General features: G+C 66.1%; 15 protein-coding genes. 7 read left to right on the top strand and 8 right to left on the bottom strand.

Annotated elements, in window-relative coordinates; genetic code table 11:
* Position 1 precedes the first annotated feature (1 nt).
* The 5 genes from ACPUD7_RS03405 to pknB all read left to right on the top strand — a co-directional run bounded on the left by ACPUD7_RS03405 (position 2) and on the right by pknB (position 8,238).
* Complete coding sequence (locus ACPUD7_RS03405) at positions 2-1,378, top strand: PP2C family protein-serine/threonine phosphatase (RefSeq protein WP_425119133.1); 1,377 nt, start codon at positions 2-4, stop codon at positions 1,376-1,378.
* Complete coding sequence (locus ACPUD7_RS03400; RefSeq protein ID WP_425119132.1) at positions 1,378-2,964, top strand: FtsW/RodA/SpoVE family cell cycle protein; 1,587 nt, start codon at positions 1,378-1,380, stop codon at positions 2,962-2,964. Before ACPUD7_RS03405 ends, ACPUD7_RS03400 begins: the two co-directional genes overlap by 1 nt.
* The gene (locus tag ACPUD7_RS03395) at positions 2,961-4,430 is read left to right on the top strand and encodes a peptidoglycan D,D-transpeptidase FtsI family protein (protein ID WP_425119131.1); all 1,470 of its coding nucleotides are present in this window, start codon (positions 2,961-2,963) and stop codon (positions 4,428-4,430) included. Before ACPUD7_RS03400 ends, ACPUD7_RS03395 begins: the two co-directional genes overlap by 4 nt.
* The gene (locus ACPUD7_RS03390) at positions 4,427-6,247 is read left to right on the top strand and encodes a protein kinase domain-containing protein (protein WP_425119130.1); all 1,821 of its coding nucleotides are present in this window, start codon (positions 4,427-4,429) and stop codon (positions 6,245-6,247) included. Before ACPUD7_RS03395 ends, ACPUD7_RS03390 begins: the two co-directional genes overlap by 4 nt.
* 104 nt (positions 6,248-6,351) lie before the next feature.
* Positions 6,352-8,238, top strand: a complete 1,887-nt coding sequence (gene pknB, locus ACPUD7_RS03385) for a Stk1 family PASTA domain-containing Ser/Thr kinase (protein ID WP_425119129.1) — start codon at positions 6,352-6,354, stop codon at positions 8,236-8,238.
* A 54-nt stretch (positions 8,239-8,292) separates the two neighbouring features.
* Here the strand turns inward: pknB and ACPUD7_RS03380 are convergent, their stop codons facing one another.
* From ACPUD7_RS03380 to ACPUD7_RS03365, 4 genes are all read right to left on the bottom strand, one after another.
* The gene (locus ACPUD7_RS03380) at positions 8,293-8,805 is read right to left on the bottom strand and encodes a GyrI-like domain-containing protein (RefSeq protein WP_425119128.1); all 513 of its coding nucleotides are present in this window, start codon (positions 8,803-8,805) and stop codon (positions 8,293-8,295) included.
* Positions 8,806-8,902: 97 nt separating this feature from the next.
* A complete protein-coding gene (locus ACPUD7_RS03375) occupies positions 8,903-9,547 on the bottom strand; it encodes an anthranilate synthase component II (RefSeq protein WP_425119127.1) in 645 nt (214 codons plus the stop codon).
* A 14-nt stretch (positions 9,548-9,561) separates the two neighbouring features.
* Positions 9,562-9,738, bottom strand: coding sequence for a hypothetical protein (locus tag ACPUD7_RS03370; RefSeq protein WP_425119258.1), 177 nt, complete (start codon positions 9,736-9,738; stop codon positions 9,562-9,564).
* Positions 9,731-10,477: a class E sortase gene (locus tag ACPUD7_RS03365; protein WP_425119126.1), complete on the bottom strand. Its 747-nt coding sequence runs from the start codon at positions 10,475-10,477 to the stop codon at positions 9,731-9,733. The genes ACPUD7_RS03370 and ACPUD7_RS03365 overlap by 8 nt, the downstream gene beginning before the upstream one ends.
* Before the next feature lie 566 nt (positions 10,478-11,043).
* Between ACPUD7_RS03365 and ACPUD7_RS03360 the strand changes: the two genes are divergently transcribed.
* Positions 11,044-11,733 (top strand): cell division protein CrgA, encoded by a 690-nt coding sequence (locus tag ACPUD7_RS03360; RefSeq protein WP_425119125.1) that lies wholly within the window; start codon positions 11,044-11,046, stop codon positions 11,731-11,733.
* A gap of 291 nt (positions 11,734-12,024) precedes the next feature.
* On the opposite strand, the gene ACPUD7_RS03355 is transcribed toward ACPUD7_RS03360, so the two are convergent.
* Both ACPUD7_RS03355 and ACPUD7_RS03350 read right to left on the bottom strand, forming a co-directional pair.
* Positions 12,025-12,720 (bottom strand): rhomboid family intramembrane serine protease, encoded by a 696-nt coding sequence (locus ACPUD7_RS03355; protein ID WP_425119124.1) that lies wholly within the window; start codon positions 12,718-12,720, stop codon positions 12,025-12,027.
* 63 nt (positions 12,721-12,783) lie between these two features.
* Positions 12,784-13,326 (bottom strand): peptidylprolyl isomerase, encoded by a 543-nt coding sequence (locus tag ACPUD7_RS03350; RefSeq protein WP_425119122.1) that lies wholly within the window; start codon positions 13,324-13,326, stop codon positions 12,784-12,786.
* A 173-nt stretch (positions 13,327-13,499) separates the two neighbouring features.
* On the opposite strand from ACPUD7_RS03350, the gene ACPUD7_RS03345 reads away from it, so the two are divergent.
* Positions 13,500-14,255 carry a hypothetical protein gene (locus ACPUD7_RS03345; protein WP_425119121.1) on the top strand — a complete coding sequence of 252 codons (756 nt, stop codon included), beginning with the start codon at positions 13,500-13,502 and terminating at the stop codon, positions 14,253-14,255.
* A gap of 153 nt (positions 14,256-14,408) precedes the next feature.
* On the opposite strand, the gene ACPUD7_RS03340 is transcribed toward ACPUD7_RS03345, so the two are convergent.
* Together ACPUD7_RS03340 and argS are read right to left on the bottom strand one after the other, a co-directional pair.
* Complete coding sequence (locus tag ACPUD7_RS03340) at positions 14,409-15,677, bottom strand: CynX/NimT family MFS transporter (protein ID WP_425119120.1); 1,269 nt, start codon at positions 15,675-15,677, stop codon at positions 14,409-14,411.
* 29 nt (positions 15,678-15,706) lie between these two features.
* Positions 15,707-17,446, bottom strand: coding sequence for an arginine--tRNA ligase (gene argS / locus ACPUD7_RS03335; protein ID WP_425119118.1), 1,740 nt, complete (start codon positions 17,444-17,446; stop codon positions 15,707-15,709).
* Positions 17,447-17,500: the final 54 nt, after the last annotated feature.

Here is a 17,500-nt window from a genome sequence, read left to right as displayed (position 1 = left end):
GGTGCGCAAGAACAACCAGGATTCCGGCTATGCCGGACCGAACTTCCTGCTCATCGCCGACGGTATGGGCGGTCACGCCGGCGGTGACGTCGCCTCGGCGATCACCGTCGCCCGTCTGGCCGAACTCGATGAGGAACCCGGCGGCGAGGACGCGCTCGAACTGCTGCGCACCTCGATCCTCGACGCCAATGACCGGATCGTCCGCGGCGTCGGCGAACAGCCCGAACTCGCCGGAATGGGCACCACCGTCACCGCGGTGCTGCGCGCCCCGGGCAATCGCTTCGCACTCGCCCATATCGGCGACTCCCGCGGCTATGTTCTGCGCGACGGTCGGCTGCAGCCGATCACCCATGACCACACCTTCGTCCAGATGCTCGTCGACGAAGGCCGGATCACCGCCGAGGAGGCCGAGACCCACCCGCAGCGTTCCGTGGTGATGAAGGTCCTCGGTGACGTCGGCGCCTCCCCCGATCTCGATCTGTCCCTGCGCGAAGCCCAGGTCGGCGACCGCTGGATGCTGTGTTCGGACGGACTGACCGGCTTCGCCGACCTCGACGACATCTCCCGAGTCCTCACCGAGGTGGCCGACCCCGACGAGGCCTGCCGCCAGCTCATCGATCTCGCCCTGGCCGGCGGCGGAGCCGACAATGTCACCGTCGTCGTCGGCGATGTCCTCGAAGGCGAAGTCGAGACTCCCGGCGGAGTCTCCGTCGGCTCCGTCCACATCAATCCCCGCTATGCGGCGATCGGTGCGAATCCCGAGACCGAACCTGCTGCGGACACCGACACCCAAGCGGCCTACGAGGACGCAGAGATTCCCACCGACACCGTGCCGATTCAGGCCGTCGACGGCGAGGCCGATGACGACGTTCAAGCCCAGGACGGCACCACTCGGCAGCTGCGGACCAAAACCGCCGCGGATGAGGAGGACGACCTCGACGACGAGGTCGAGAAAAGGTCCTACCTCGGATGGATCATCACCGCCATCGTGATCATCGCGCTGGCCGTGGGCGGCTTCTTCGCCTACAACTACGTCAGCAACCAGTACTACGTCGCCGCCGAAGACGGCAAGGTCTCGCTCTACCGCGGTCTCGACACCACACTCGGACCCATCGAGCTCAGCCGCCTCGTCGACACCACCGACATCGAGATCGACAGCCTCAACAGCTATTCGCAGGACCGTCTGCACGGTTCGATCCCCGCCGGTTCGCGCGATGAAGCCGACCGCATCATCGACAACCTGCGCAAGGAATCCGACCGCTCGACCGGTGTGACCGGCAACGTCGAGGATTCGACGAACCCGACCGACCCGGCACCCTCACCTCCGGATTCGAAATCCGCCGACCCCAGTGATGCGATCACCCGGGAGTCGCAGTGATGAACCAGGCTCCCTCGCAGACCGCGCGACCCAGACCCTACCGGCTGGCCGAACTCGGTCTCCTGATCCTGGCCATCGCCGTCGCCACCAGTGCTTATGCCCTTGTCGGCCTCGGCGTCGAGGGCACGATCCCGGCCAACGTCTACGGTTATGCCGGCTGGCTGGCCGCCCTGGGCCTCATCCTCCATGTCGTCGTCTGGATCAAGGCGAAGTACGCCGACCCCGTGCTCGTGCCGATCGCGGTGCTGCTCAACGGGCTCGGACTGGCCATGATCTATCGCGTCGACCTCGGACGGAAGGAATACCTGGGTTCGGCCATGACCCAGCTGGTGTGGATGACACTGGGCGTGGGACTGGCCATCGCGGTCATCTTCGTCGTCCGTGACCACCGCTGGCTGCGCCGCTACACCTTTGTGTCCGGCTTCGCCGCCCTGGTCTTCCTCCTGCTGCCGCTCGTCCCAGGCCTCGGCAAGACCATCAACGGCGCCCGCATCTGGATCGGTGTCGGGCCCCTGTCCTTCCAGCCCGGTGAGATCGCGAAGATCCTGCTGGCGATCTTCTTCGCCGGCTACCTCGTCAGCTACAAGGACCAGCTCGTGGCCGCCGGGCCGAAGATCCTCGGCATCCGGTTCCCCCGCCTGCGCGACTTCGGTCCCATCGTCATCGCCTGGGTCGCCAGCGTCGGCATCCTCGTGTTCGAGAAGGACCTGGGCACCTCCCTGCTCTTCTTCGGCCTCTTCGTCGCCATGCTCTACGTCGCCACCGCCAAGGTCTCCTGGATCATCCTCGGCCTCGGCTTCTTCTCCGCCGGCGCCGTCGCTGCGACCTTCCTCTTCTCCCACGTCGGACAGCGAGTGTCCGGGTGGCTCAATGCCCTCAGCCCCGAGGAGTACAACAAGACCCCCGGCGGCTCCTACCAGCTGGTGCAGGGCCTGTTCGGCATGTCCAACGGCGGACTCATCGGCACCGGTTTCGGTGAAGGACGACCGAATATGGTCCCCTACGCCGAATCCGACTTCATCTATGCCAGCTTCGGTGAGGAGATCGGCCTGGCCGGACTCTTCGTGCTCCTGCTGTGCTATCTCTTCATCTTCCAGCGCGGCATCCGCACCGCCCAGCAGCTGCGCGACGGCTTCGGCATCCTGCTGGCCACCGGACTGTCCTTCACGATCGCCCTGCAGGTCTTCGTCGTCGTCGGCGGCGTCACCCGCCTCATCCCGCTGACGGGTCTGACCACGCCGTTCCTGGCGCAGGGCGGATCCTCGCTCATCGCGAACTGGATGATCATCGCTCTGCTGCTGCGGATCTCGGACAATGCCCGCCGCCCCGTCGAGGAGTTCCACACCGGCGTCCTCAAGGTCACCGAGGATCCGGAACCGGCGATGAACACCGCACCGGCCGCGGTCGGAACCGGGGCCGCGGTCGGTCCGGCCGCCTCGGCGAACGCTGTCGACGAGGATGACCCGACGACGAACCTGCGCCGCACCGACGACGAGGCCGCCACGACGAACCTGCCGCCCGCACGCGGCCAGGACTCGGACAACACCGACCCCACGGACTCACGACCCTCCGGAGGTGAACGATGAAGAAACCGCTGACACATATCGCAGTCGTCGGATTCGTCATGTTCGCGCTCCTGTTCGGGTCGACGAGCTGGGTGCAGTACGTGACCGCGGACTCGCTCAACGACAACCAGCTCAACAACCGTCGGATCCTCGACCAGCTCGCTCGCGACCGCGGCCCGCTCCTCGTCGACGGCACCCCGATCGCGTATTCGGAACCTGTCGACGACAAGTACAAGTACCAGCGCAAATACGGTTCGGACAATCTCGATCCGCGCGCCTACGCTTCGCTGACCGGCTTCTACTCGGTGGTCTCCGGTGCTTCGGGCATGGAACGCGCCGCCGGGGACTACCTCTCCGGTGACTCCGATGCGCTCTTCTACGACAAGGTCGGATCCTTCTTCACCGGTGAGCAGCCTCGCGGCGCGGCCGTGGAGCTGACGATCGATCCGAAGGTGCAGCAAGCGGCATGGGACGGTCTGGGCAACCAGAACGGCGCGGCCGTGGCCATCAACCCGAAGACCGGGAAGATCCTCGCCATGGTCTCGACCCCCGGCTGGAATCCCAACGCCCTGGCCAACCACGACACGGATGCCGCCAACAAGGCCTTCGAGAACCTCGAATCGGCCGAGGGCAAACCCGCCTACAACCGTGCCATCGGCGGCAATCTCTACCCGCCAGGATCGACCTTCAAGGTCCTCGTCGCCGCCGCTGCCCTCGAGTCCGGGGACTACGAACCCGATTCGCAGCTCAACGGTCCCGCGACGCTCGACCTGCCGCAGACCACGGCGACGATCGGCAACTCCCATTCCGGCGCCTGCCGCAACGGCGGGCACCCGACCCTGGCCGATTCGCTCGCCGAATCCTGCAACACCTCGTTCGCCTCGCTCGGCATGGACCTCGGTGAGGACGCGGTCGCGAAGCAGGCGGAGAAGTTCGGCTTCGGCAAGGACCTCGAGATCCCACTCAACGTCACCCCGTCGTCGTTCCCGTCCGATCTCAACCCGCCGCAGCTCGCGCAGTCCTCCCTCGGTCAGTACGAGGTCCGGTCGACCCCGATGCAGATGGCGATGATGACTGCCGGCATTGCGAACGGCGGAAAGATGATGAAACCGCAGCTCGTCGACCGGGTGCTCAACGCGAACACCCTCGAACCGATCTCCGAGACCCGGCCGAAGGAACTATCCCGCCCCGTCTCCGGCGATACGGCCGACAAGCTCACCGAGATGATGACCGGAGTCGTCGACAACGGCACCGCATCGGTGGCGAAGATCGACGGAATGAAGGTCGCCGCGAAGACCGGCACCGCCCAGCATGCCAAGGGCGCGGCACCCCACGCCTGGTTCATCTCCTTCGCCCCTGCCGAAGATCCGGAGATCGCGGTCGCAGTCGTCGTCGAAAACGGTGGAAACGCAGGCAACGAAGCTTATGGTGCGACGGTGGCAGGACCGATCGCGAAGAACATGATGGAAGCGGTGGTCGAGAAATGAGACCCGTCGAAGGCACCCTGTTGGGCAACCGATACAAACTCACCTCCCGCATCGCCGTCGGCGGCATGGGCGAGGTCTGGAAGGGCGTGGACTCCGTCCTCGGCCGCGAGGTCGCGGCGAAGATCCTCAAGGACGAATACCTCTCCGAATCCACCTTCCTCGCCCGCTTCCGCGCAGAGGCGCAGAACATGGGTCGGGTCTCCGACCCGGGGATCGCCGGCGTCTACGACTACGGAGACGAGGACGGCTCACCCTACCTCGTCATGGAGTACGTTCCCGGGGAAGCGCTGTCGGCGATCATCGAACGCAGCGCGCCCCTGTCCGAGACCGACACCCTGAGCATCGTCACCCAGGCCGCTGCCGCGCTCGGTGCCGCGCACAAGGTCGGGGTCATCCACCGCGACGTCAAGCCCGGCAACATCCTCATGACCCCGGACTTCCGGGTCAAGATCACGGACTTCGGCATCGCCCGCGTCACGGATCAGGCACCGCTGACGAAGACCGGTCAGGTCATGGGCACCGCCCAGTACCTGGCCCCCGAACAGGCCACCGGCAAGGGTTCGGGCCCCGGCTCGGACCTCTATGCACTCGGCATCATCGCCTACGAGGCCCTGGCCGGGCAGCGCCCCTTCACGGGCGACTCGCAGGTCGCGATCGCCATCGCTCAGGTCAACCAGCAGCATCCGCCGCTGCCGGACACGGTCTCCGAACCGCTGCGCCGATTCGTCGACTGCCTGTTGGAGAAGAAGCCCGAACGTCGCCCTTCCGATGCGTTCAAGGTCGCGAAGGCCGCCGAGGCGCTCTCCGCCGGGGACGTCGCCGGTGCCGAGGAGCTCGTCCCGCAGATGCGGCACGGCAATGCCGCCGCCGAGGCGCTGACCCAGGTCTTCAACAATCCCGACCCCGTGCCCACGACGAAGGCCATTCCCGTCACCGCGTCCCAGGACGCCACGCAGGTCTACCCGAACAGCCAAGCTCCCGGTTTCGCCGGCGCTGCCGGTGCGGGAGCCGCGGGTGCGGCCGGGACCGGCGAACTCGACCCGAACGATCCGCAGAACCAGGATCTCGAGAAGGACAAGCAGTCGAACAAGGGCCGCGTCCTCATCTGGATCCTTGCGATCATCGCCCTCATCGCCGTCGGTTCCCTGCTGTGGTTCTTCCTCGGCGGGGGAAATGCCGAACCCGAACCGGATCCCTCGACCTCGGCGCCGACCTCGGAGGCCGCAAAGACGATCGAGATCGATCCGAACGACTACATCGGACTGAGCGAATCCTCGGCGACGCAGAACCTCGAGAACAAGGGGCTGAAAGTCGACGCCACCGAGATCAACTCGGATCGCGCCGCCGGAACCGTCGCCGATGTCGGCGAGGGCGACAACGGCTACACCTTCGTAGAGGGCGACACCGTCACCCTCTACGTCTCGGCCGGTCCCGCCGAACAGCCAGAGGAGCCGGCCTCGGATTCCGGATCCGATGGGGGTCAGGGCAACGACTCGGGGTCGAACTCGGACTCGGGTTCCTCCTCCGATTCGCAGGACCAGGGTTCAGGCTCCGGATCCGATTCGCAGGACAGCGAGACGGGCTCGGACTCGGGTTCTTCGAGCGAATCGAGCGCCGATGATTCCGGAAACGACAGCGGCAGCGAATCCGATTCCGGAAGCGAAAGCGGTTCCGACAACGGTTCCGACACGGACAGCGGTTCGGGCAGCGGCTCGAACGGCGGCGACACAAGCTCCGGAAGCGGATCGAACTCCTCGGACAACGCGAACAGCGGCGAGGCCAGTGGGAACCCGGGTGGGAACAACGGCAATGACTAGACCCTGAACGATCACGAGAAGCGAAGAGTTTGCAATACTGAGAACTCAACCCGGAACGGGCGAGACCGAACCCACCGGCCGGGTGAGACAAGCGGAGGACATAGATGACTGAACCCAAGGTGCTGTCGGGGCGTTACGAAGTTCGTGCGCTCCTCGGCCGTGGGGGCATGGCAGAAGTGCACGAAGGCGTCGACAACCGGCTCGGCCGCCGCGTCGCCATCAAACTTCTGCGGTCCGATCTCGCCCGCGATCCTTCGTTCCACACCCGACTCAAGCGTGAAGCGCAGTCCGCGGCCGGTCTCAATCATCCCGGCATCGTCTCCGTCTACGACTCCGGTGAGGAGGAGTTCGTCGAATCCGGCGGCTCGTCGGTGTCTGTGCCCTTCATCGTCATGGAATACGTCGAGGGCCAGACCCTGCGCGAAGTGCTCAACGAGCACGGCACGCTCACCGTCGACGAGGCGCTCAACGTCATCGCCGGCGTCCTCTCCCCGCTCGAATACTCCCACCGCAACGGCATCGTCCACCGCGACATCAAACCCGCGAACGTCATGCTCACCCCCGAGGGTGATATCAAGGTCATGGACTTCGGCATTGCGCGGGCGCTCAAGGACAATTCGGGGCTGACGCAGACCCAGTCGGTGGTCGGCACCGCCCAGTACCTCTCCCCCGAGCAGGCCCGCGGCGAGGTCGTCGACGCCCGTTCGGACCTGTACTCGACCGCCTGCCTGCTCTATGAGCTGCTGGCCGGTCGTCCCCCGTTCGTCGGGGACTCACAGCTGGCCGTGGCCTACCAGCACGTCGGAGAGACCCCACAGCCGCCGAGCTTCTACAACCAGAACATCCCGCCGGCCGTCGACCGTCTCGTCCTCCACGCTCTGCTCAAGGACCGCGACGCCCGCTACCAGGACGCCTTCACCTTCCGTGAGGATGTTCTGGCCGCTCGCGACGGGCGTCCCATGAGCTTCGAGGACGACGCCGACGCCACACAGGCGTACCCGATGATGGCACCTCCGATGACCGCTCCGATGGCTCATGCCAACGAGGCCGAACCCGTTCCCGAAACCGGGCCCGTGTCGGCGATCATGACCAACCAGGAGGAGCGTCCGCCGCAGAAGCGGTCGCGCGCCTGGGTCTGGATCGGCAGCATCTTCGTCCTCCTCGCCCTGGCCGCCGTGGCCCTGTGGGTGTACGAGATCAACAAGCCCGAGCCGATCGTCCAGGTCGAGGTCACGGATGTGGCTAACATGGACGCCGATGAAGCCGAGGCCGCGCTCATCCAACAGGGCCTGCGCGTGGACACGGACGAGAAGTACAGCGCCGAAGTCGACGAAGGCAAGGCGATCGAGACCGACCCTCCGGGCGGTCAGAAGGTCGACAAGGACAGCGTCGTCAAGCTGATCATCTCCTCGGGCCCCGAGTCCGTGAAGATCCCCGATGTCACCGGCAAGACCGAGGAGCAGGCGCGGAAGATCATCAACGACGCGAAGTTGCAGGCCGGCACCCATATCTCCCAGAATTCCCCGGATGTAGAGAAGGGCGTGGTCATCGAGACCAAGCCCGGTGACGGTCAGGAAGTCGATGTCGACTCGAATGTCGACCTCGTCGTGTCCTCCGGAATGGTCGAGGTCCCCGATGTCACCGGCAAATCCGCCGAGGAAGCCTGCAAGATCCTCGAGGGCGACGACTATCAGCTCGGCTGCAAGACCGAAGAGGTCGAAACGGCCGATCACGACGAGAAGAAGGTCTACGAGCAGTCCGCCACCGAAGGCAGCGAGGTCAAGCAGGGCAGCGAGATCACGGTGAAGGTGGCCAAGAAGCCGCCGGAGCCCTCACCGTCGGTGCCCTCGATCCCCGGTGGCATCCCGACCTCACCGAGCGATGACGACGCCGACAGCGATGGCGGCGGAGACGACGGCAAGGACGACAAGGACACCGACTCGATGGGCGGCGGACTCTTCGACGGCTGGGCCGACGCCTCCGGGCACTGAGATCCTGCCGCCGTTGAGGCCCTGCCGCGCCCGCGAGGGCGCCTCTGCAGGGTCTCAGTCCAAGGTGATGAACAGGTCCGTGCGCAGTTCGGCCGGATCCGCCTCGGGACCGGGTTCGGTGACATAGAGTTCGATGAACGGCAGACCCGGATGGTGACCGGCGGCCACTGCTTCCTTGAGCAGCTGTGCCCAGGTCTCTCCGAGTCCGTCGTAGCCGCCGATGTGGCTGCGCACGGCCATCGAACCGGCCGGCAGCTGTGAGGGAATGACGATGCGTCCGCCGGAGATCGGCTGGGCGTTCGTCAGCCCCGCGGAGATGGGGATCCCCACCTGCAGATCCACGGTTTCGCTCGGCTGCCGGGTGTAGAGGGCGAAGGCCGGTCCCGCGGGGTCGACTCCCGCTTCGGACAGGACGGGGAAGATTTCGGAGAACGTGGCATCGAAGAGCGCCGGCAGCTCGGCCATGGCCACGTCCCGGGCCTCGACGACCGCGGCCGGGGTCCCCGGCACTTCGAGCACGGTGAGTTCAGTGAACGGTTCTTCGCGCAGATAGCTCGGTTCTGACATCGCGGTGGCCTCCTTGCGCACTGTGATCGTTGTGCACACGATCCTAACGATCGGCCGCCTCGGCGAGAACCCCGAGCACGCAGGTCGGCGGGAATTCTCAGGCGATCGCGGTCGCCAGCGGAGACATTCCGGCCGCCGCCTGGGCAACACCTGCGAGACCGCACACCTCGAGCCAGTTGCCGAGCATGAGGTATCCGTGTTCGGTGAGGACGGACTCCGGGTGGAACTGGACGCCGAACAGCGGCTTGTCACGATGTTCGATGGCCATGACGATGCCGTCTTCCGTGCGGGCGGTGACGGTGAACCTCTCGAGGTCGAGGGTCTCGTCGACGATCGTCAGGGAATGGTAGCGGGTCACGGTCAGCGGGCTCGGGCAGCCGAAGAAGATGCCCGCGCCGTCGTGGGTGATCACCGAGGTCTTGCCGTGCATGAGCACGGGTGAATGCGTCACCTGCGCGCCGAACACCTCGCCGAGGGCCTGATGGCCGAGGCAGACGCCGAAGACCGGCATGCCCGCGGATTCGGCCCACCCCAGCAGAGACGGGCACACTCCGGACTCTGAGGGAACGCCGGGCCCGGGGGACAGAAGCACACCGTCGTAGGCGCTCACGGTCTCCGGCATCGTCTCGGCGGGGATGTCGTCGTTGCGGACGACGTCGACCTCGGCGCCGAGCTCACGCAGGTACGACACGAGCGTGTAGACGAAGCTGTCGTAGTTGTCGATGACGAGGATCTTGGTCATTGCTCTCCGTTGCGTCATTGTCCGCCGTCGGTCACGGTCGCGTTGTTGAAGGGCATGTAGGGGGCGATGACGGGGAAGACGTACTGCATGAGCAGCAGCACCACCGCCGCGATGAGGATGAGCGCGAGGATGAGCTTGACGACCCAGTTGCCGGGGAGCAGTCGCCAGATGAGCGCGTACATGTCAGGCACCACCGTCCTTGCTGACCTTGTCGTAGGCCTTCGAGTCCTTGATGTTGTCGGGAGCTCCGTCGCTCGCTGGAGTCCAATCGGTGAGTTCGGCGTAGGCGACGTAGCGTTCCCGTGCGGAGAACATCGGGTTGCAGGCCGTCATCGTCAGGATCCGGTCCTTGCCCTTGTAGTCGGGTTCGTTCGGCACCGGGGCGAGGACCTCGACGGCGTCGGGCAGGATGATGTCGAAGTTGCGGAAGGTGTAGGTGTAGAAGCCGTCCTTGGTCTGGACGATGATCTCATCGCCGGGCCGCAGGTTCGCGATCTCGTTGAACGGCTTGCCGTAGGTCACGCGGTGGCCGGCGACGGAGAAGTTTCCGACTTCGCCGGGCATCGCCGAGTTCGGGTAGCGGCCGACGCCCATCCGGTTGAGCACGGGTTCGAGGTCGACGCCTTCGGCGACGGTGCGGTAGTAGTCGTCGCCGAAGCGGGGGATGTAGAAGATGCCGAAGGCGTGGTTCTTGTCCACCGGGTCGGCGACGACGGGTTCGTCCGGGTCATCGGGCAGTTCGTTCGGGTCCTGGTTCGCCCAATCCTGCGTGAGTTCGTCGGCGAGGACTTCGTTGTCGCGGTTGGCCTGGATGTCCGTCCACCACAGCTGCCAGACGACGAACAGGATGAGGATGAGGCCCGCGGTGATGCAGAGTTCGCCGAAGGTGCGGATGGTGCCGCGGATCGGACCGAGTGGTTCGCGCTGCACGGGCAGGCGCCGACGCGACGTCGCCGCCTGCTCCCTCCGGGATCGGGGCGGGGGCACCGGATGCTGGGGTGGGTGCTGGGCCGAATGCTGAGGTGGGTGCTGAGACGTTTCAGGGGCATCGGAGTACACAGCCGTCGGCTGCCCCTGTGCCGCGGCCGCTTCGGCCTCACGGCGACGCAGTTCGCGCCGGCTGGGCAGCGGCTGGTCACCGTGGGCACCGGTCGGCTGCGAAGAGTGTGGAGGCTGTGACGGCGAGGTCTGGCTCTGTGCAGGACGGATAGTGGGTCGCGTGGGCGGATTCGCGCCCGGTTCGTTACCCGAGGAGGAACTATTGACCACTTCTGCTCCGTGACTGTCACTGCGTTGTCGGGGCTCGTCCGGCAGTCAAGCCAGTACACCCCTATGCACTTTATCCTATGAGAATCACCGTTCGGAGCGCGTTCGGGGCGCTTTCAGGGTAGTCGGAGTTTTTCACTGTGACCTCCCTCGCGAGTAGACTGGTCACCGATTGTCCCCAACCATTCATCCGGCGGCCCCTGCAGCGGTCGACCGTCAAAGGAGTACTCGTGGCCAAGTCCAAAGGACGGACCCAGCGCCCCCAGCGCACTTCTCGCACATCGTCGGCGGCAAAGGCCCAGCAGGCAGAGGCCACCGACGAGGTCGAGGCTGTCGAGACCGAAACGGTCGACACCGAGGCGACAGAGGCAGAGGGCACCACAGAGACGGTGAACGAGACCGAGTCCGAGGACACTGAGTCCAAGGAGCCCGAGTCCCAGGAAGCCGGGTCCGACGAGGCTGCGGAGTCGGATCAGGCCGCGGACGAGGACGATGAGAAGGCTGCGGGCAAGGACAAGAAGTCTGTGGAGAAGAAGTCCGGGGAGAAGAAGACCGCGGCCGCGGACTCGGCGAAGTCCAGCGCATCGAAATCCGGCACCGCGAAGTCCGGCGCTGCGAAGGCGTCGACATCGAAGGGCGCGTCCACCAAGCGCACCTCCCGGTCGGGCAATCCGGCCAAGCGTTCGCAGGGCCGCAAGACCGCAAGCTACACCTCGGCGACCGGTCAGCAGACGATCAAGCCGAACCCGAGCTGGTTCCTGCCCGTGCTCATCGGCCTGCTCGTCGTCGGACTCATCTGGCTCGTCACCTTCTACATCACCCAGGGTGCTTTCCCCGTCGAGGCCTGGGGCAACTGGAACATCCTCATCGGCTTCGCCTTCTTCGTGGCGGGGCTGATCATGTCCACCCGCTGGCGCTAGATCGAGGCGCCGGTGGGGGCGCCTCGCCCCGTGCCGACTCACCCCGTGTTCATGACGTCGGTGTCAACAATCCACAGGGGATGAGTTATACCCAAGCCGGGTGCGTCAGTTGTGGATAACTTATTTTAAGCCTCTGACCAGGCTAAACACACGCATGTAAGTTTTCCACGTTGTGGACAGAGCCTGTGGACAAATAATTTTCCACCGCGGAATGCACACAAGACGGCTTTAATCTGCTATAAGTCTTCGTCGGTTCCGCGCCCGGGACCTGGTGCCGGATCCTCCGCCTCGTCACAGCCCCAGACCGAACATCCTCCAGGCCCCGCCCGCCGCCATGAGCACCATCAGCGCGAGCGCGGTCAGGGAGAAGACGAGGCTGCGGCTCCACTGCGGACCGAGCAGTCCCGCGCAGCCGAGGACGAAGCCCGTGAGCAACCCGCCGAGGTGGGCCTGCCAGGACACTCCCTCGACGAGGAAGCCGTACCCGAAGTTCAGGGCCACGAACGCCACCACTCCGACGATGTTGCGGTCGAGGCAACGGCTGGGCACGAGGAGGACGCCGATGATCGCGAACACCGCTCCCGAGGCGCCGATGTGGTGAGTCACCCAGTCGCGGCTGAAGGGGTCGGCGAGGACGAGCACCATCGCCGAACCGCCCACGGTGCCGAGGAGGTAGATGAGAAGGAACTTCACACGCCCCAGAGCCCTCTCGACGAACGACCCGAAGAAGAACAGTCCGATCATGTTCGCGAGCAGGTGGAACGGGTTCGGCTCCTCGTGGACGAGGGCGACCGTGAGGATCCGCCACGGCTGTTCGAGTGTGAGCGCCGGCACGAAGCCCAAGCGGTGAACCAGGTCGAGGGCGGGGATGAGTTCGGCGAGGAAGGCCACCGCGGTGACGATGAGGATTGTGCGGGTGACCATCGGAGGGGATGCAGAGAGGGCCCGGCCGGTGTCCCGTGCCGAGCCCTCGTCAGGTGTGTCCATCACACCATCGTACTCAGTGGCCCGTCAGTGTCTGAAGGGCCTGCAGTCCATGGAGGACCCGTCTCACTTCTCGGTGATGTCGACCTTCTCGATGACGACCGGTTCGACCGGCTTGTCCATCGCAGCGGTGGGCACGCCCTCGATCTCGTCGACGACCTTCTGACCGGCTGCGTCGGCGACCTCACCGAAGATGGTGTGCTTGCCGTTGAGCCACGGGGTCTCGGCGGTGGTGATGAAGAACTGCGAACCGTTGGTGCCGCGTCCCATCTGCTTGCCGGCATTCGCCATGGCCAGCAGGTACTTGCGATCGAACTGGAGCTCCGGGTGGATCTCGTCGTCGAAGGTGTAGCCGGGGCCGCCGGTGCCGGTGCCCAGCGGGCAGCCGCCCTGGATCATGAAGTTCGAGATGATGCGGTGGAAGCCGAGTCCGTCGAAGAAGGGACGCTTGGTCGGCTCACCGGTCGAGGGATCCGTGAACTCACGCTCACCCTGGGCCAGCTCGACGAAGTTGGCCACGGTCTTCGGGGCGTGGTTTCCGAAGAGGTTGATGGTGATGTCACCGTGGTTGGTGTGCAGGACTGCTGTATGCGTTGCGACTGTAGTCATGTGCTCATTCTTCCACGCCGCGGCGGTGAATGCAGTTTCGCACCGGCTCCATTGCCGAGTCTGTCAGGCTCTCTGCAGACAATTCGAGGACATCCGCTGTCCACAGGTCTTCCCGTAGGCCGTAGACTGGCACTGATCACTTGACCACCGACATCGAAGGATTGGGAACGTATATGTCGAAGAAGCCCACTCGAGATCAGCTCAGTTCGAAGCTCGATTCCGCGAAGCAGACGTCACTCCGAGTCCTGGCAGATGCCAGCGAGAACGCGGCCCCGAAGCTGCGTGAGGCCGCTGACAAGGCTCGTCCCCAGGTCGAGGCTCTGGCCGGCCGGGCAGAGGAGTTCGCCGAAAAGGCGCGCCCGCAGGTCGAGGCTCTGGCCGACAAGGCCAACGATCAGGTTCACTCCTGGGCCGACAAGCTCGAGGCCTACCGTCCCGAAGCAACCGAGCGCGCCGGCAAGTTCGCCTCGAACGCCGCGAACTCCCTGGCCGGCGTCGAGACCCCGAAGCTCATCGATGACCTGGCCGTCCGCCTCACCGGCGACAAGAAGGCCATGAAGAAGGCCCGCAAGGCTCTCGCCGGCGCCGGGAAGCGCATCGAGAAGGACACCGCTCGCAAGTCCGGCGGCGGCAAGGCCGCACTCGTCTGGACCCTCGTCATCGGTTCGGCCGCCGGAATCGGCTACTACGTGTGGAAGAAGGCGCAGCCGGTCGAAGACCCATGGTCGACCCCGCTGCCGAACAACCGTCCCGCCGATGCTCGCCCGGTCGGGTCGACCCCGGCTTCGCGTCAGGGCGCGACCACCCAGGTCTCTCAGACCTCGGTGCCCTCGACGAAGGCGCAGGGCGAGGACGAGGTTCCGGCTCCGAAGCCGGTCGTCAAGCCCGCCGAGGCGCAGGCCGGCGAGGATTCTGACGCCAAGCACTGAGACCGACCACGCGGCGCTGATTCCGTCGGCGTCGAGTGTGTGAAGCGAACCGATCGGTTCGCCTGAAATCGCCGAGGCGGCCCACCCATCCGGTGGGCCGCCTCGGCGCATCTGTGCCCGGAATCTCCCCGCCAGGCTGCTGCTCGGCAGGTCCTAGTCGTCGGCGTCGAGGACTTCGCGTCCGGCCGGACCGCCGCGGGGGAACCCTCCGGCACGGTGGGCGGCCAAGAGTCCCGTGATCGTGAAGGCCAGAGTGGCGGCGAGGACGAGCAGCAGCGGAGCCGTCCATCCGCCGGTCGCCGTGTTGAGCCAGCCGGCGAAGGGCGGAGCCAGGGTCGCGGCGAGGTAGCCGCCGCCCTGCACCCTGGCCGAAGCCGAAGCGGTCTGTGCATCGCTGCCGGCGGTGCGGGCGATGATCGAGAAGATCGCGGTGAAGCCGCCGCCTTGGGCGATGCCGCCGGTGATCGCCCACAGACCATAGGCTCCCGGTGCCAGCAGCAGGCCCACGGGCAGGGACAGCCAGAGGCCGGCGACGATCGCCACGGGCATCCAGGGCTGCGACTTCGCGGCGAGCAGCGGGACGCCGAAGGCACCGAGGATCGCCGCGATCTGGAACAGAGAGGCCGTGCTGCCGGCCGTGGCCGGGGCCAAGCCGATGGTGTCGGCCAGATAGCTCGGCAGCCACGTCGTCGTCGTGTAGTAGGCGATGGACTGGCCGGAGAAGGTGATGATGAGCAGAGCGATGATGCCGCGGAAGGCGGCGGGCGCCTGGCTCCACTTCTGCTTCGATGCGGGGGCGGCCGCCTCGGCGGTGGGGTCCGTCTCGGTGCCGACGGCGGCGGCTTCGGCGGCCCGCGCCGCTTCCCTGCCCCGGCGGATCCTCACACGGATGAGGACCATCCAGAAGCCGAGGCCGATGAACGCGAGCAGCGCCCACGCGGCCAGGGCCCAACGCCAGCCGAAGGCCGCGGCCATGGGCCCGGTGCCGATGAGTGTGGCCATCGAACCGATGTTCATCATCGCCGAATACAGGCCGGTGACCATCGACACCTGATCCCACGGAACCTCACGGCGGATGATGACGGGCACGACGATATTGCCCAGGGTGATCGCCACACCGATGATGCCCGTGCCCGTAAGCACGAGCCAGGACGGACCGACCGACCGCAGCACCGTGCCTACCAGCACCCCGGTCAGGCAGGCGAGGACTGTGGTTTCGGCGCCGAGGCGGGTGATGAGCTTCCCCGCCAGCGGGGTGGCGAGCGCGAACAGGAGGACCGGCAGTCCGGTGAGCAGACCGAGCCCGGCCGCGCTGAATCCCGTGCCCTCCTGGATCGCGGGCAGGATCGCGGTCGGCGCGATGATCGGGGTGCGCAGATTGAGCGCCAGGATGATGATGCCCAGGACGATCCAGGGCAGCATCCTCTTTGCGGAGGATCGGGGAGCGGAGCTCACATGCGCTTGGGGACGCGGATGCCGAGCACTCCGAGACCGGCTTCGAGGACCTCGAGCACGATCGTCGACAGGCGCAGACGGGAGTCCCGCAGCTCCTCGGTCTCGGCGATGAGCACCGGGCACTGCTCGTAGAACGAGGTGAAGCCCTGAGCGAGGTCGAACAGGTAGGTGCACAGACGGTGCGGCGCGGAGCCGGCCGCCGCCTCGGCGAGGACATCGGCGAAGCCGAGGAGGATCAGCGCCAGCTCACGTTCGGCCGGCTCATCGAGGCTGATCGCCGCGTTCTCGACGCGGGCCGTCTCGACTCCCTCGGCTTCGGCCTTGCGTCCGATGGAGCGGATGCGGGCGCCTGCGTACTGCAGGTACGGGGCGGTGTTGCCGATGGGCGCGAGCATCCGGTCGAGGTCGAAGGTGTACGAGGTGTCGTGGGCGACGGAGAGATCGGCGTACTTCACCGCACCGATGCCGACGATGCGTGCGACCTCTTCGGCCTCCTCGGCGCTGAAGTCGACGTTCGAATCGGCCAGGGTCGTCTTCGCCCGGGCCACGGCCTCTTCGAGGAGTTCTCCCAAACGCAGCGGGGCACCGGAGCGGGTGCGCAGGATCTTGCCGTCGGAGCCGAGCACATTGCCGATCTTCACATGTTCGGCTTCGAAGGTCTCGGGCAGCCACCCGGCTTCGCGGGCGACGGTGAAGATCATCTCGAAGTGCATGGCCTGCGGGGTGCCGACGACGTAGAGGGCACGGTCGACGCCGAGGTTCATCGCGCGGTTGCGCACGGCCGCGAGGTCGGTCGTGGCGTAGCCGTAGCCGCCGTCGGACTTGCGGATGATGAGCGGCAGGGGTTCGCCGTCCCGTCCGGTGAAGCCTGCGGGGAACACGCACAGGGCCCCGTCGGAGATGCGGGCCAGGCCTTTGGACTCGAGTTCGTCGCAGACCTCGGCCAGGACGTCGTTGTAGGTGGACTCGCCGGCGAGGTCGTCGTCGGTGAGCGTGACGTCGAGGAGGGAGTAGATGCGGTTGAAGTAGTCGCGGGAGTATCCGACGAGTCTCGTCCACAGTCCGAGGGTGTCTTCGTCGCCGCCCTGGAGCTTGACGACGCGGGCGCGGGAGCGGGTGGCGAAGGCCTCATCCGAGTCGAATTTCGCCCGCGCCGCCTGGTAGAAGGCGTTCGGATTCTCCGACACCTCGGCGGCGGCTTCGGAGTCGACGCCGACGTCGAGGAGGTGCTCGATGAGCATGCCGAACGGGGTGCCCCAGTCGCCGATGTGGTTCTGGCGGATGACTCTGTTGCCGAGGAATTCGTGGGTGCGGGCCAAGGCGTCGCCGACGACGGTGGTGCGCAGGTGCCCGACGTGCATCTCCTTGGCCACATTCGGTGCCGAGTAGTCGATGGCGATCGTCTTCGGGTCCGTGTTGACCGCGGCCTCTGCCGCTGATCCGGCGGCAAGGGTGTCGGCGAGGAACTCGGGCGTGAACGTGAGGTTGATGAAACCGGGGCCGGAGATCTCCGGGGGCAGGCAGATGTTGGCGAGGTCGAGGTGCTCGACGATCTGCGCGGCGATGTCACGCGGCTTCGACTTCAGCTTCTTGGCCAGGGGCAGGGCCACATTGGCCTGGAAGTCCGCGAACTGGCTGCTCCTGATCACCGGGTCGCGTCGTGCGAAGTCCTCGCCGAAGGCATGGGCGAGGGCGGCGGCGAAACGGTCCGAGAGCACAGAAGTCAGAGATGGCATGAGCCCATTCTATTGCCGCGTGCAAGTTGCCTGAGCATCGGTTCCGGGCCTGCG

This window comes from Brevibacterium sp. FAM 24630 (assembly GCF_049804075.1).
Classification (GTDB): Bacteria; Actinomycetota; Actinomycetes; order Actinomycetales; family Brevibacteriaceae; genus Brevibacterium.
The sequence above is the reverse complement of the archived record's forward strand: the minus strand, read 5'-3'. Positions and strand labels throughout refer to the sequence as shown.

Bases quoted from the DNA above. Each gene is read 5' to 3' on its own strand.
- ACPUD7_RS03400 (WP_425119132.1), top strand. From the start codon at position 1,378: ATGAACCAGGCTCCCTCGCAGACCGCGCGACCCAGACCCTACCGGCTG.
- ACPUD7_RS03395 (WP_425119131.1), top strand. From the start codon at position 2,961: ATGAAGAAACCGCTGACACATATCGCAGTCGTCGGATTCGTCATGTTC.
- ACPUD7_RS03390 (WP_425119130.1), top strand. From the start codon at position 4,427: ATGAGACCCGTCGAAGGCACCCTGTTGGGCAACCGATACAAACTCACC.
- pknB (WP_425119129.1), top strand. From the start codon at position 6,352: ATGACTGAACCCAAGGTGCTGTCGGGGCGTTACGAAGTTCGTGCGCTC.
- ACPUD7_RS03380 (WP_425119128.1), bottom strand. From the start codon at position 8,805: ATGTCAGAACCGAGCTATCTGCGCGAAGAACCGTTCACTGAACTCACC.
- ACPUD7_RS03375 (WP_425119127.1), bottom strand. From the start codon at position 9,547: ATGACCAAGATCCTCGTCATCGACAACTACGACAGCTTCGTCTACACG.
- ACPUD7_RS03355 (WP_425119124.1), bottom strand. From the start codon at position 12,720: ATGGACACACCTGACGAGGGCTCGGCACGGGACACCGGCCGGGCCCTC.
- ACPUD7_RS03350 (WP_425119122.1), bottom strand. From the start codon at position 13,326: ATGACTACAGTCGCAACGCATACAGCAGTCCTGCACACCAACCACGGT.
- ACPUD7_RS03345 (WP_425119121.1), top strand. From the start codon at position 13,500: ATGTCGAAGAAGCCCACTCGAGATCAGCTCAGTTCGAAGCTCGATTCC.
- ACPUD7_RS03340 (WP_425119120.1), bottom strand. From the start codon at position 15,677: ATGCTGCCCTGGATCGTCCTGGGCATCATCATCCTGGCGCTCAATCTG.
- argS (WP_425119118.1), bottom strand. From the start codon at position 17,446: ATGCCATCTCTGACTTCTGTGCTCTCGGACCGTTTCGCCGCCGCCCTC.